The organism is Lysobacter changpingensis, from assembly GCF_017308985.1.
Classification (GTDB): Bacteria; Pseudomonadota; Gammaproteobacteria; order Xanthomonadales; family Xanthomonadaceae; genus Lysobacter_J; species Lysobacter_J changpingensis.
Genome location: NZ_JADWPE010000003.1, coordinates 450,558 through 464,524 on the forward strand (window position 1 = coordinate 450,558; position 13,967 = coordinate 464,524).

The 13,967-nt window shown below is 72.8% G+C and carries 8 protein-coding genes; 4 read left to right on the top strand and 4 right to left on the bottom strand.

Annotation, left to right across the window (positions count from 1 at the left end; translation table 11 throughout):
• Nucleotides 1–45 precede the first annotated feature (45 nt).
• A complete protein-coding gene (locus I4U41_RS08930; RefSeq protein ID WP_206860794.1) occupies nt 46–321 on the top strand; it encodes a polyhydroxyalkanoic acid system family protein in 276 nt (91 codons plus the stop codon).
• 9 nt (nt 322–330) lie between these two features.
• Here I4U41_RS08930 and I4U41_RS08935 read toward each other — a convergent pair whose 3' ends face one another.
• The gene (locus I4U41_RS08935; RefSeq protein ID WP_242525108.1) at nt 331–1,116 is read right to left on the bottom strand and encodes a DUF8198 family protein; all 786 of its coding nucleotides are present in this window, start codon (nt 1,114–1,116) and stop codon (nt 331–333) included.
• A 102-nt stretch (nt 1,117–1,218) separates the two neighbouring features.
• On the opposite strand from I4U41_RS08935, the gene I4U41_RS08940 reads away from it, so the two are divergent.
• From I4U41_RS08940 to I4U41_RS08950, 3 genes are read left to right on the top strand one after another with little or no spacing between them, the layout of a single operon-like run.
• Nucleotides 1,219–2,487 (top strand): patatin-like phospholipase family protein, encoded by a 1,269-nt coding sequence (locus I4U41_RS08940; protein ID WP_206860795.1) that lies wholly within the window; start codon nt 1,219–1,221, stop codon nt 2,485–2,487.
• A 57-nt stretch (nt 2,488–2,544) separates the two neighbouring features.
• Nucleotides 2,545–3,306 carry a DUF72 domain-containing protein gene (locus I4U41_RS08945; protein ID WP_206860796.1) on the top strand — a complete coding sequence of 254 codons (762 nt, stop codon included), beginning with the start codon at nt 2,545–2,547 and terminating at the stop codon, nt 3,304–3,306.
• Nucleotides 3,303–4,196, top strand: a complete 894-nt coding sequence (locus tag I4U41_RS08950) for an NAD(P)/FAD-dependent oxidoreductase (RefSeq protein ID WP_206860797.1) — start codon at nt 3,303–3,305, stop codon at nt 4,194–4,196. The genes I4U41_RS08945 and I4U41_RS08950 overlap by 4 nt, the downstream gene beginning before the upstream one ends.
• Before the next feature lie 452 nt (nt 4,197–4,648).
• On the opposite strand, the gene I4U41_RS08955 is transcribed toward I4U41_RS08950, so the two are convergent.
• The 3 genes from I4U41_RS08955 to I4U41_RS08965 all read right to left on the bottom strand — a co-directional run bounded on the left by I4U41_RS08955 (nt 4,649) and on the right by I4U41_RS08965 (nt 13,268).
• Nucleotides 4,649–6,472 carry a S8 family peptidase gene (locus tag I4U41_RS08955; protein WP_206860798.1) on the bottom strand — a complete coding sequence of 608 codons (1,824 nt, stop codon included), beginning with the start codon at nt 6,470–6,472 and terminating at the stop codon, nt 4,649–4,651.
• 83 nt (nt 6,473–6,555) lie between these two features.
• Nucleotides 6,556–10,650 carry a YadA-like family protein gene (locus I4U41_RS08960; protein ID WP_206860799.1) on the bottom strand — a complete coding sequence of 1,365 codons (4,095 nt, stop codon included), beginning with the start codon at nt 10,648–10,650 and terminating at the stop codon, nt 6,556–6,558.
• A gap of 92 nt (nt 10,651–10,742) precedes the next feature.
• Complete coding sequence (locus tag I4U41_RS08965) at nt 10,743–13,268, bottom strand: transcriptional regulator (RefSeq protein WP_206860800.1); 2,526 nt, start codon at nt 13,266–13,268, stop codon at nt 10,743–10,745.
• Between the last annotated feature and the right edge of the window lie 699 nt (nt 13,269–13,967).

Genomic DNA, 13,967 nt, shown 5'->3' on the forward strand with positions numbered 1-13,967 from the left:
ATCGCATGCGGCGCGCACAATACCGGCCACTTCGGGAGAGCCCACATGTCGAACATCGATATCCGCCACGCGCATTCGCTGCCGCCGGAACAGGCGCGCCAGGCCGTGCAGGACGTGGCCGACAAACTGGCCGACCGCTTCGGCATGATCTACGGCTGGAGCGGCGACACGCTCAATTTCAGCCGCAGCGGCGTGGACGGCCACATCGCCGTGGCGCCGAGCGAACTGCACGTCACGGCCAAGCTCGGCTTCCTGCTGAGCGCGATGAAGGGGCCGATCGAGGCGGAGATCCGCCGCGTGCTCGACGAACGCTTCACCTGACGCTCACCGCTACCCCATCGTCCCGTCGAACGGATCCGGATCGCCCGCGAACAGCCGGCGCGAGACCTCGCGTTCGTCGCGCTCGATCTCAAGGATGAAACGGCGCGCGTCGCCAAGGCGGTCGAACGCCTCGAAGCCGCGCTCCAGGAAGCCCTGCAGTTCCGACAGCCCGGCCGCACGCGCCGGCGCGCGCGACAGGCGCAGCAGCATCGGCACGCCCGGCATGCGCAACGCATGCTCCAGGCCGGTGCCGACGCGGGCGATCAGGTCGATCTGCCAGGCGCGCAACCGCGGCAGCCCGGCGACGCGGTAGGCGTGCGCGTACAGCGCCGCGTCCAGGCGCCCGTGCGGCTCCGCGATCCGGCCCAGCACCTGCGCCATGCGCAGGTCCAGCGCGTGGGTGAGCAAGCCCAGTTCGATCGCGTCGGCCACGGTGGACAGCAGGGTCTCCGGCAGCAGGCGCTGCATCATCGGCAGGACGCGGGCGATGTCGGCGTCGCGCCGGGCGAAGTCGTGTTCGTTGTAGACGTCGCTCAGGAAGAACCGTGCGGCGGGCCGGCGCTGCGGATCACGGAGGAAGCGGTCGAAGCTCGCCTCCAGCCGGCGCGCCTGCCAGCGGCGGAGTTCCGGCAGCCACGGCAGGCGGTTGCGCGGTTCGACGGCCGGATCGTGCAGCGCCTGGTGCTCGCGCAGGAGCCGGTCGAGCCGCTCGCGCAGGGGCCGCTCCCGCAGCGGGCGGCGCCGCGATGGGACGGCGCGCGACTGACGGCGGACGGGGCTCGGGCGCGGCGGCATCCCGGCCGATGATCGGCGGCCCGCGCCCCGCCCGCAAGCCGTCGCGACGCGGCCTGCGCGGCGGACGGCTACACTCGGCCGACCTCCGACGCTCTCGCCCGCATGCTGTCACTCCACCCGGCCCGGCAACGCGCGCGCACCGGCCGCCCGGCCCGCATCGGCCTGGCGATCGCCGGCGGCGGGCCCATCGGCGGGATGTACGAGCTCGGCGCCCTGCGCGCCCTGGACGAGGCCATCGACGGCCTGGACCTCACCCGCCTGGACGGCTACGTCGGCGTGAGCAGCGGCGCGTTCCTCGCCGCCGGGCTCGCCAACCGCATCGACACCGCGCAGATGTGCCGCATCTTCATCACCGGCGACAGCACCGACGTGCAGTTCCGCCCGGAAACCTTCCTGCGCCCGGCGATCTTCGAATACCTGCGCCGCGCCGTCCGGCTGCCCCGGCTGGCGGCGCAGTGGTGGCAGGAGCTGCTGTTCTCGCGCAACGAGGCGCGCTGGTCGGACCTGCTGATGCACTTCGGCGCGCTGGTGCCGACCGGACTGTTCGACAACCGCCGCGTCGAGCTGTTCCTGCAGGACGTGTTCTCGCGCCGCGGCCGCAGCAACGATTTCCGCGAACTCGACACGCAGCTGTGCGTGGTCGCGGTGGACCTGGACAGCGGCGAGGCGGTGAAATTCGGCACGCCCGGCTGGGACGAGGTGCCGATCTCCGTCGCCGTGCAGGCCAGCGCCGCCCTGCCCGGCCTGTATCCGCCGGTGGAGATCGGCGGCCGGCACTTCGTCGACGGCGCGCTGCGGCGGACGATGCACGCCTCGGTGCTGCTCGATCGCGGGGTCGACCTGATGATCGGCCTGAATCCGCTGGTGCCCTTCACCCACGACGAAAGCGGCCGGCCGGTGAGCCACGACCGCAGCCTCGCCGCCGGCGGCCTGCCGGCGGTGCTCTCGCAGACCTTCCGCACGCTGCTGCAATCGCGCATGCAGGTCGGGCTGGCGCGTTACGCGCAGCAGTATCCCGACACCGACCAGCTGATCTTCGAACCCAACGCCGGCGACGCCGAGCTGTTCTTCACCAACGCCTTCAGTTTCTCGGCCCGCCAGCGCATCTGCGAGATCGCCTGGCGCAACACCATGGCCGACCTGCGCCGCCGCGCGGACGAACTGGCGCCCGTGCTCGAAGCCAACGGGCTGGCCCTGCGCATGGAGGTGGTGAACGACGAGGCGCGCACGCTGCTCGACGGCCTCGCCCCGCCGCCGCGCGACAACGACGCCACCGCCCGCCTGCGCCGCGCACTGGACGACGTCGATCGTCGCCTCGAGCCCCGCCGCCCCGCCGCACGCGGCGCGAACGCACGCCGCCGCGCGCCCTGACACCGCCTCGACGCGTCCGATGGTGCGATGGCCGCATGTGCATCGCGGCGGACCTCCATGCGTGCGGCATCCCGCAACGTCTACATCGGTTGCGCCGGCTGGTCGCTGCCGGCGGCTTCCCGGTCGCTGTTCGGCGCGGGTGATTCGATGCTCGCCCGCTACGCCACGCGCTTCAACGCGGTGGAGATCAACTCCTCCTTCCACCGCCCGCACCGGCGCCAGACCTATGCGCGCTGGGCGGCAACCGTGCCGGCCGGCTTCCGCTTCGGGGTGAAGCTGCCGCGCACGATCACCCACGACGCACGGCTGCGCGGCGTCGCGCGCGAACTCGACCGCTTCGCCGGCGAAGTCGACGGCCTCGGCCGCAAGCTCGCCGTCCTGCTCGTGCAGCTGCCGCCGAGCCTGGTGTTCGATGCACGCATCGCGACGACGTTCTTCGCGATGCTGCGGCGGCGTTTCGACGTCGGCATCGCGTGCGAGGCGCGCCATGCGTCGTGGTTCACGCCCCGCGCGGACGCGCTGTGGCAGCGGCACGGCATCGCGCGCGTGGCGGCTGATCCGCCGGTTCCCGACGGTGCATCACGCCAACCCGGCGGCGATGCGCGCCTGCGCTACTGGCGCTGGCACGGTGCCCCGCGTGTCTACTACAGCGCCTACGACGACGCCGCGCTGCGCACGCTGGCCGACGCGTTGCGCGCAGGACGCGGCACGCGCTGGGCGATCTTCGACAACACTGCGCACGGGCATGCGGTGACGGACGCGGCGCGTTTGCAGGCACTGCTCGGCGACGCCACGGCGACGAAACGGAGACGCGCATGAGCGACGTGCTGGACTGCATCGTGGTCGGCGGCGGACCCGGCGGACTGACCGCGGCGACGTACCTGGCGCGCTATCGCCGCCGCGTCCGCGTGTTCGACAACGGCCTCACGCGCGCGGGCTGGATCCCGCGCAGCCGCAACTGCCCCGGCTTCCCGCAGGGCGTCGGCGGCGACGAACTGCTGCAACGCATGCGCGACCAGGCGCGCAAATTCGGCGTGGACACCATCGCCGCCGAAGTCACGGCGCTGCATCGCGACGGCGACGGCTTCCTCATCCGCCATGGCGACGACGAGCTGCGTGCGCGCTGCGTCATCCTCGCCACCGGGTGCGAGGACGTGGCACCGGACGTCGACGGGCTGGACCAGGCGATCGACTGCGGCGCGATCCGCATGTGCCCGATCTGCGACGCGTTCGAGGCCATCGACACGACCATCGCCGTGCACGGCCCGGCCGACAAGTCGGCGTCGCACGCACGCTTCCTGCGTACGTATTCGTCGAACGTGGCGCTGGTGCCTTCGACCACGGACGGCATCGACGACAACATCCGCGCCGGGCTGGCGCGCGATGGCGTCGAGCTGACGCCGGTGCCTTCGTCGCTGTCGTTCGACGGACAGCGCTGCGTGTTCGAATTCGACGGCCGCGCGCGTGCGTTCGACGTGCTGTATCCGACGCTGGGGCTGATCTCGCGCTCGTCGCTCGCGGTGGGCGCCGGAGCCGACTGCGACGAGGAAGGCGCGCTGATCGTCGATGCGCACCAGATGACCTCGATCGAAGGCCTGTACGCCATCGGCGACGTGGTGAGCGCGCTGAACCAGATTTCCGTCGCGACGGGGCATGCGGCGATCGCGGCGACGGACGTGCACAACCGGTTGGGGGCGAATTTCGCCTGAGCCGAAGCGTCGTCCGCAGCGGGCGTTTGTAGCCCGGGCAAGGCCGAAGGCCGCACCCGGGGTGACGGCGGCGGGGTGCGCGCCATTGGCGCGCAAACATCCCCCTGCATTCGCGGGGGCGGGGGCGAAACGCCCCGGGTGCGCTTCGCTTACCGGGCTACAGGAGCCGCATTCGTCGCGGCCGGGCACGCGACGGTCGCGGCGACGGCCGTGCACCACCGGTTTGGGGGCGACTTTCGCCTGAGCCGAAGCGTCGTCCGCAGCGAGCGTTTGTAGCCCGGGCAAGGCCGAAGGCCGCACCCGGGGTGACGGCGGCGGGATACGCGCCATTGGCGCGCAAACGCCCCCCCCCGCATTCGCGGGGGCGGGGGCGAAGCGCCCCGGGTGCGCTTCGCTTGCCCGGGCTACAGGAGCCTACAGGAGCCGCATTCGTGGTGAGGGTTCGCTCGCGTTTACTGGTGCTTCGCCAGCACGCTCACGCCGCTGAACGTCTTCGATCCCACCACCTTGATGTAGTACACGCCCGCCTGCGGCGTCGGGATGCGCAGGGTTTCATTGTTGCCCGGGCGGGCGGAGCGGAAATCGGCGTTCTCCAGCGTCGGTTCCTCCTCGAAGCTGGCGAGCAGCGTGACGTCGCCCATGCCGCCGTACGACAGGATGCTCAGGCCGCTCGCCCCGGCCGGCACGGTCAGTGCCAGAAGGACGCCCTCGCCCGCCGCACCGCCGAGGCCGGTGATCGGGACGCCGTTGCTGATCGGCGCCGCGTCCGGCGGGCCGCAGTCGTCGCCTTCGCAGGGATGGGCGACCTGCTCGATCGCTGCCGCCGCATCGAGGATGCCCGCGCCCAGCGGCGTCGCCGACGGCATGCCGGCGGGGAACGCGCGCACGGTGTCGACCAGCAGCGTCCTCACCTGCGCCGGCGTGAGCGGCGTTTCGGCGACGCTCTGCAGCAGCGCGACCGCGCCCGCGACGTGCGGCGCCGCCATCGACGTGCCGGTGTAGCCGACGTAGGTTTCCGCGCCCTCCACCGGTGCGGTGGGGCTGTCGTGCCACGCCTGCCAGATGTAGCCGCCGGGGTTGCCGTCCACCGCGCCGCCACCGCCGGGCGCTGCCAGGTCGATGCGCGCGCCGAAGTTCGAATACGACGCGCGAGCGCCGGTGATGCGCGTGGCACCGACCGTGATCGAACCGGTGCAGCTGGCCGGCGTGAAGTTCGCCGCGTTCGCGTTGTCGTTGCCCGCCGCGACCACGACGGTGGTACCGCGCGAGATCGCGTCGTTGATCGCCAGTTGCATCGGCGACTGCGCGTCGCACACGCCCGCGCCGCCGAGGCTGAGGTTGATCACTTCGGCGGGCGTGGTGTTGTCGGGGACGCCGTCCACATGGCCGCCGGACGCCCACACGATCGCATCGGCGATGTCCGACTCGTACCCGCCGCAACGGCCGAGCACGCGCACCGGCAGCACCTTCGCGCCGTGCGCCACGCCGGCCATGCCGACGCCGTTGCCGGTCTTCTCGGCAACCGTGCCGGCCACGTGCGTGCCGTGCCAGCTGCTGTCGGAGACGGGGCATTGCGACGCGTCGTCGTTCCAGTCGCCCAGGTCGTGCGCGCCGGGAGCGCGTTCGTCGCTGTCGCGGCGCGAGATGAAGGCGTCGGTGATGAAGTCGTAGCCTTCCAGCACGTTGTCGTCGAGGTCGCTGTGCGCGGTGATGCCGGTGTCGAGCACCGCGACGACGACGCCCTCGCCGGTGGCCGCGTCCCACGCGGCCGGCGCGCGGATGCCGCCGGTGGGATTGTGGAAATGCCACTGGTATTGCGCGTAGTACGGGTCGTCCGGCGTGGCCCGCACGGCCATGCGAGGCGACGCAAGCGCGACGCTGCGGCGCTCCACGCCGGTGTGGCGCAGCACGTCGTCGACTTCGGCATGCGCGACCGACGGATCGGCCTGCAGGCTGCGCAGCAGCGCCGCGGTTTCGACGCGATCGAGCCGGCGCGAGAGCTTCACCACTTCGGCGCCGCCGGCCGTGCGACGCAGCGTGCGCGCGCTCAGTGGTGCCGCGCTGCGCGCGTTGGACAGACCGGCGCGACGGATCGCATCGTGCAGCGGCTGCGCGTGCGATCGTGCGTCGAAACGCGCGGCGGTGTCGTCGCGATAGCGCACGATCAGCCGGTCGTGGCGGCCGTCGTCGCCGTCGGCATGCGCGAACGGCGCGGCCAGCGCGAGCGCGACGAACGCCGCGAGCGGGCGGAGCGTGACACGGAAACGGGGATGCATCGTTCGAACCTCCTGGAGGAAGAAAAAGGCCGGGCGGTGGTGGATCCACGAAAATGCGCGCCCGGTCGGGAAACCGCCGTGCGTCACCAGCCGAAGCCGAGACCGACGCCGACCGAGCTTTCGTCGCTGCTGAAGGCGCCGCCGAAGGTCAGCGTGGCCTTGTCGTCGAACGAGCGCTGGTAGCCGACCGACAGCGCCGATTCGCCGCCGGAATAGCCGGCGCCGACGCCGATGCGGTTCGCCGTGCGCACGCCCGCGGCGCTGGTCGCCATGTTCACCATCGCGGCGTTCATCGCGCCCATGCGGTCGATGCGGCGTTCCTGCTCGTGGAAGCGTTCGCCGACTTCGGCGCGCAGGTCGTCGACGGCGGCCATCGGCACGGCGAGGGCTTCCTGCACGCGCGCGTCGGCGTAGGCCTTCGCATCCGTCAGCGTCTTCGCATTGGCGGCCTGCACCTCGCGCGCGCTGGCATCGGCGTCGGACGTGGCGGCGGCGACGCGTTCGCGCGACGCCGTCGGCGTGCCCTGCACGGCCTGCTTCGCATCCGGGGTCTCTTCGAGCGTCGCCGCCGTCGCGTTCGCGCGCAGCGTGCGTGCGCTCGATTCCGGCGATGCGCTGCCTGCTTCCAGTCCGTCCACGCGTGCATCCAGCGCGGCGATGCCGTCGTCGAGCGCGCCGAGTGCGTCGGCGACATTGCCGAACGACGAGCCCATCACGTTGAAGCTCGGCGCGATGAACTGCCCGTTGGCGCCGAACGTCGCGCCGCCGCCGAGCGCGTTCGCGACCGCCTGCGTGGTGGCGAACGACTCGCTGCCCAGCGCGCGCAGCTGCGCGAGATTCACCGCATCGGTGTCGCGCGTGCCGGCGGCGACGTTGGCGATCTGGCGTTCGCTGCCGGCGCGTCCGACCGACACGGTGTTGGCGCGATCGGCGATCGACTGGCTGCCGAGCGCAACGCTGTTGCCGGCGATGGCGTTCGCGCGTTGGCCGATCGCCGCCGCGCCGTTGCCGTTGGCGGACGCCTCGCTGCCGAGCGCGATGGCATTGGCGCCGTTCGAACGCGCGTAATGCCCCGCGGCCACGCTGTTCGCACCCTGCGCGACGCTGCCCGAACCCAGCGCGCTGCTGCCCTCGCCCGCCGCGCGGCTGGATTCGCCCGCGGCGGTGGCGTACGCGGCTTCGGCGCTGGCGTGGGCGCCCAGCGCGGTGGCGTTGTCACCGCTGGCCGTGCTGCCGGCGCCGTTCGCGGTCGCGTACAGGCCGCTAGCGACGCTGCTGCTGCCGCTCGCGGTGGCGAGCGCGCCGCTGGCCTGCGCCTCGTCGCCGCCTTCCTCCAGTCCGTTGGCGCGGAAGTGGCGTGCGGTCTGCTGCGCCTCCTCCGTGGCGTCACGCAACTGGGCGACGTTGACGGCGTCGTAGTCCCCGGTGCCGGCGGCGACGTTGACGATCTGCCGCTGGAACGGCGCGATGGTCTGGAAATCGCTGTCGAGCATCTCCACCGCGCTGCCCACCGAGACGGTGTTCGCACGATCGGCATGCGAGTACGCACCAAGGGCGACGCTTCCTTCGGCCGTCGCATCGCTCATCGCGCCGAGTGCGGTGCTCGCACGCTCGCGCGCCTTCGACCAGCGCCCGAACGCGCTGCTGTCCAGGCCCGCGGTGCCGGCGAACTGGCCGACGGCGGTGTTGGCTTCGTCGTACGCGGTGGCGTTCGCGCCGATCGCGACACTGCGTTCGCCCATCGTCTTCGCGCTCGCGCCGATCGTCACGCCCAGCGTTTCGTACGCGCGCGCCTGGCTGCCGATGGCGATGCTGCGATCGCCGCGCGCGGTGCTCGCCGCACCGACCGCGACGGCGCCGTCGGCGGCGGCTTCGGAGGTCATGCCGATGGCGGTCGCGGCGTATTCGGTCGCGCGCGCGGCGACGCCGACGGCGGTGCTTTCCTTGCCCGAGGCGACGGTGGACCAGATCTCGTGTTCCCACGTGGTGCCGTTCACCACTTCCATCTGCCCGCCGATGGCGGTGGCGCTGTCGCCCAGCGCCTGGCTGCCGGTGCCGTAGGCGGTGCTCCAGAGGCCCGCCGCGGTGCTGCCATAGCCGCCGGCGGTGGCCTGTTCGCCGAGCGCCATCGCCCCGCTGCCCAGCGCGGTGGCACCGAGGGCGAACGCGCTCGCGGCCGAACCGACGGCGGTGGCGTAATCGCCGTCGGCGAGCGCGTCGTCGCTGTCGTCGCGTGCGCCGTTGGCCTTGAAGTAACGGGTGGATTCCTCGGCGACCGCTTCGAGCTGCGCGAGGTTCACCGCGTCGTGCGCCTGCGTGCCGGCGGCGACGTTGACGATCTGGCGCTGCGTGCCGAGCATTTCCGAGCCCACCGACAGCACGCCGGCGCGCGTGGTGTCGGAGTTCATGCCCAGCACGATGCTGTCGTCGGCCAGCGCCATGGCGCCGTCGCCGATCGCGATGCTGTTCGCGCCCTGCGCCGAGGACAGGGTGCCCAGCGCCATGCTGTCGCGGCCTTCCGCGAAGCCGCCGCCGATGGAGATCGCATTGACGCCGCTGGCGACCGAGCCCGCGCCCAGCGCGACCGACTGGTCCGCCGCCGCCGCGCCCTTGCCCACGGCGGTTCCGTAGAACTGCGCATACGCGTTGCGACCGACCGCGACGGCGCTGTCGCCCACCGCACTGCCGCCCACCGACACGGCCATTTCGCCGCCGGCATAGGCGGTCGAGCCAACCGCGATGGCGCCGTACTGCAAGGCCTGAGCGCCGGCGCCGAAGGCCGCGCTTTCCGGCCCGGCGGCGAGCGTCGGCAGCAGTTCGCGCTCGCCGGTGTGGCCGTTGAAGATGTAGGCGTAGCCGCCGATCGCGGTGGAACCGACGCCCGCCGCTTCGCTGCCGGCGCCGTACGCGGTGGCGTACTCGCCGCTGGCGGTCGCGTTGAAGCCGCTCGCCGTCGTGTACTGCGCCAGGGCGAACGCGCCGCTGCCGATCGCGGTGCTGGCGATCTCGCGCGCCATTGCCGACGAACCCACGGCGCTGGCGTACTCGCCTTCGGCCGAGGCGTCGGCGCCCAGCGCGAGGCTGGAGGAACCCGTCGCGAGGCTGCGCGCACCGAACGCCGCGCTGCCGTCGCCGCCGGCGTGGCTGGCGTAGCCGGCGGCGGTCGCGTCGATGGCGTCCGCGCGGGCGGTGCCGCCGAGCGCGGTCGTGCGCTCGCCCCCGGCAACGCTGTTCGCACCCGCAGCGGTGGCGAACGCGCCCTGCGCGTCGCTGCCGGCACCCATCGCAGCCGCGCCGACTCCCGAAGCGTCGGCGTACGCGCCGGCGGCGAGGGCGCCTTCGCCGTCGCTGCCGGCGTTGAAGCCGAGCGCGGTGCCGATGACGCCGCTCGCGACGCTGTTCGCGCCGGCCGCCAGCGCGCCTTCGGCGAGCGCCTCGCTGTTGAGGCCGATCGCGTTGCTCTGCGCGCCGGCGGCATGGCTGCCCGGGCCGACGGCGGCAGCGAACTCGCCGCTCGCGACGGCGTTGGGACCCAGCGCCGCGGAGAAATCGGCATCGGCCCGCGCGCCCGCGCCGAGGGCGACCGCATGCGTGCCGGCCGCGGTGGTGCGGATCCAGCCGAGGAAGGAGTTGTACTGGCCGCCGATCGCCACGGACGAATCGCCGTCGGCCCGCGCGCCGGCGCCGACCGCGGTCGAGCCCAACCGCTGCGCCTGCGCGTCGTTGCCGACGGCGGTGGCGTATTCGCCGATGGAGCGCGCGTTCGCGCCCGCGGCGAGGCTTCCATAAGCGGCCGCCCGGCTGCCCGCGCCGTACGCGGACGAGAGCTGGCCTTCGGCGCGGCTGCCCGAACCGGCGGCGACGGACCGTCCGCCGGTGGCCTGCGCGCTGTCGCTGCCGTCGCCGGTGGCGCGGAAGTAGCTCAGCGTGCCGGCGATGTCGTCGAGGATGGAACGGAGGCCTGACGCCGGGACCGGTGACCAGGGACCGGGGACCCGCGTGGTCGCCCAGACATCGGCTTCGGTCTGGCCTTGTTCACGGGTCCCGGGTCCCGGGTTCCCGATCCCGACCCCACGACGCTGCTCGGCGGCCTCTGCCTTCCCGGGCGACGCCGCCTGCGCGACGCCGGCGCAGGCCAGGACGGCGAGCACGGCGACGGTCAACTGCACTCTCTTCATGCGTACCAACTCCAGGGGTGGATGGATCGCCAGATCCTTCACACGCCCCTCGCCGGGCCGCACTCCAACCGCGCAACCGTTTCGTTACAGTTTTATTTTCGCCTTGTGTTTCCGTGGGTTACGGCCAGGTCGTCCGGCATTTCGACCACCCGCGGGCGCGGGATCGCGGTCAGTGCGGCGGGGATCGAACGCTCGCCGGCCATGTGCCGGGCGGTCTCCAGCGCCGACAGCCACAGGTCGCGATGGCCGAGCGCGTGGTACAGCTGCGCCTGCAGAAGCGCGCATTCGTAGTCGCGATCGGCCCACAGGCCGACGCGCCCGACCAGCGATCCGGCCACCGCCAGACGGCCGCGCGCGATCAGCCACGGCGTGTAGGCCGACACGGCGTCGGCGATTTCCGACGGAATGCCGCGCCGCTCGGCCAGCGACAGCGCCCGCGCGTAGAGCGCGTCGGCACCGGCCACGTCGCCGGCGGCACGCAGTGCGATCGCCCGGGCGAGCCATTCGGGCACGGCGCTGCCGCGGTCGATGCCGGCCTCGGCGCTGGCATCGAGGGTCGTCGGCGGCATCGCCAGCGGCGTGGCGCCCAGCGCCAGCGCGGCCTGCTGGCGTCGGAGCAGCACCCAGGCGCGCGTGTTGTCCCAGCTTTCCTCGGACCAGCCCAGGAGGATCGCGTCGGCCCGCCGCAAGGCATCGCGGGCGTCGCCCCGGCGCCAGGCCAGTTCGATGTTCACCCAGGCGCGGCGGCGTTCGTTGACGAGCGCGCCGGCGTCGGCGAGCGCGGGATCGTCCAGCAGCATCCGCGCGCGCTGGAACTGCCCCTGGCGGATGAGGATCTCGGCGCGGTCCAGCGCGAGCGACAGCCGCTGGCCCGGATCGCGCACGCGGTCGCGCATCGCCCAGTCGCGCTCGCTCGCGGCCCATGCCTGGTCGTACTGCAGTTGCATCAGGTGCACCTGCAGCACGTGCGAGCGGGTGATCAGCAATTCCTGCACCGCCCCGTAGGACTCGAACACCGCCGCCGCCTTGCGCAGGTAGTCGATGGCGTACGCGGGCCGGCCGCGGTTGAGTTCGAGCACGCCCAGGTTCGCGTCCACGCGGGCGACGGCGAGCGCGTCGTGCGCGCGCAGCAGGTGGATGCGCGCCTGGCCGAGGTCGGCGAGCGCCGCGTCGAACTCGCGCAGGCCGCTGCGGGTGACGCCACGATAGGTCAGCGCGCGGCCGAGTTCGGCGTGGTGGCGATCCGGATCGAGCAGGTGCACGGCGGCGTCGAAGTCGCGCATCGCCTCGCCGATCTGCGCCTGCCGCATGCGCACCTGCCCGCGGGCGACGAGCACGCGGGCGACGAAGGCCGGATCGGCGTCCACCGATGCGTCGGCGAGCAGCGGCGTGAGCAGCGCCATCGCGCCGGCGAAGTCGCCCGCGCGCGTGTAGACCTGCGCCAACTCGTAGCGCAGGCGCGGGCTTTCGCGCTGCGCGGGCGGCGCCGACAGCAGGATGTCGCGCGCGGTGGCGAGTTCGTTGGCCAGACGCGCGGCCTCGGCGCGCTGCGTGCGTTCGGCGAGGTCGAGGTCGGCCTCGCCGGTGACCGGCGCGTGGCGGCCCAGCGCGGCGAGCAGGCGGTCGCTGGCGATGCGCGCGGCGCGCAGCAGATCGGCGTCGCGCGCCTCGCCGTGCCGGCGGATGCCGTGGCCGTCGACGGCGCCGACCGACAACCGCCAGTTGCCGCCATCGCGCACGATGTGGCCGTCCACCACGAGGTCCACGTTCGCGGCCTGCCGCAGCCAGTGCGCGTCCGGCGGCGCGGGGCCCGCGCGGCCGAGCAGGCCGAGCGTGCTTTCGTTCGGCACCACGGTGAGGCCGCCGCGACGCAGGCGTTCGGCGACGAAGGCCATCAACCCGAGTCGCGCCCAGGCCGCGTCTTCCGGCCCGCGCACGTCCACGGGCATCACCAGCGCCGAGGACGGCGCGCGCGACAGGGCGGACGCGGTTGCCGGCGCGGTGCCGCGCGTGACCACCACGCCCGCGCCGCCGATGGCGAGCGCCGCCGACAGCGGCACGGCCCACCACAGCCGTGGGCGCGTGCGAAAGGCGCGGCGTGGTGTGTTCGCCGGGGGGGCGGACATCGCGATCGTGTCCGCGCCGGCGCACATCGAATCGGCGATCGACGCGATGGCAGGCGCTGCCGGCAACGCGTGCGCCGTAGGATCAGGCGGATCGTTGGCGGCGTCGCGTTCGACATGCGCCGGCTCGGCGTGCGGGCTGCCGACCGGCGCGGCATCGTCGCCAAGCAGCGGCGCGCTGCGCACTTCGGTCGGCGCGGTCCAGCGGAAGCCGTAACGCGGGATCGTGCGGATCAGGCGCTGCTCGTGGCCGTCGTCGCCGACGGCGCGCCGCGCGCGGAGGATCACCTGCCCCAGATGCGCGTCGGTGACGTCGATGCGGCCGAACGCGGCGTGTCCCAGCTCGTCGCGGCCGACGGCGCGGTCGCGATGCTCGATGAGGTGACGCAGGCACTCGAACACCTTGCCCGGCAGCGCCACGACTTCGTCGTTGCGCCGCAGTTCCCGTCTGGCGATGTCGAGGACGCAGTCGTCGAAGCGGTAAAGGACGTTCATGACCTCCGCGGAAGCGCCGGCACGTGGCTTGCATTCTGGCCAACTTCGCCGCCCGCGCACGTGCCTTTTCCGGATCGGCGTCACGACTTGGAGATGAAGGCCGGAACCGGCCAACGCCCAAGGACGGACTGCCGGCTCCAACGCGGACAGCAGCGGCGCGGCGGAACCCCGCCATCGGGCGCCGCGCGCACAAGCGGGCGACAAATCAGCGACGGCAAAGGGATGCCGTCCGCCTCAGCGCTCAGTCGCTGCGTTCACACGAGCGGGGAGCCTCGTAGCGCCGGCGACGCTTCGGATCGAACGTGCGGTCCAGTATCGCGCAGCTCGGGCACCATGAGCCGCTCAGCACGCCGATCGCCCTCGCCCGCCATACGTGCCCTCGCCCGCACTGCCATGCCTGCTTGTCGTGTTCGCGCAGGTATACGTCCGACAGGCAGCGCCCGCCTCGCGATGCGGCCAGCTCCCGCATGGCACCGATGCCATGCCGTCGGTTCTCGAGGCTGCAAACCGGACACCAGCATCCCCTGGTGAGGACGTTCTGGGCGCCCCTCGCGGCAGCGGAAGCGATAGTTGCTCTTTCTCCGCAGGACTTCGTTGGTGAGACACACGCCGCCTGGTTCGATCGCCTTGCGGTGCAGTCGCTGGAGGTCGCGTTCATCCCAGCGTGCCTTGTTGACGTGCTCATAAGGGCCGTTCCAC

Excerpts from the sequence above, each read along its gene's own strand:
- I4U41_RS08930 (WP_206860794.1), top strand. The coding sequence starts at position 46 with ATGTCGAACATCGATATCCGCCACGCGCATTCGCTGCCGCCGGAACAG.
- I4U41_RS08935 (WP_242525108.1), bottom strand. The coding sequence starts at position 1,116 with ATGCCGCCGCGCCCGAGCCCCGTCCGCCGTCAGTCGCGCGCCGTCCCA.
- I4U41_RS08940 (WP_206860795.1), top strand. The coding sequence starts at position 1,219 with ATGCTGTCACTCCACCCGGCCCGGCAACGCGCGCGCACCGGCCGCCCG.
- I4U41_RS08945 (WP_206860796.1), top strand. The coding sequence starts at position 2,545 with ATGCGTGCGGCATCCCGCAACGTCTACATCGGTTGCGCCGGCTGGTCG.
- I4U41_RS08950 (WP_206860797.1), top strand. The coding sequence starts at position 3,303 with ATGAGCGACGTGCTGGACTGCATCGTGGTCGGCGGCGGACCCGGCGGA.
- I4U41_RS08955 (WP_206860798.1), bottom strand. The coding sequence starts at position 6,472 with ATGCATCCCCGTTTCCGTGTCACGCTCCGCCCGCTCGCGGCGTTCGTC.
- I4U41_RS08960 (WP_206860799.1), bottom strand. The coding sequence starts at position 10,650 with ATGAAGAGAGTGCAGTTGACCGTCGCCGTGCTCGCCGTCCTGGCCTGC.
- I4U41_RS08965 (WP_206860800.1), bottom strand. The coding sequence starts at position 13,268 with ATGAACGTCCTTTACCGCTTCGACGACTGCGTCCTCGACATCGCCAGA.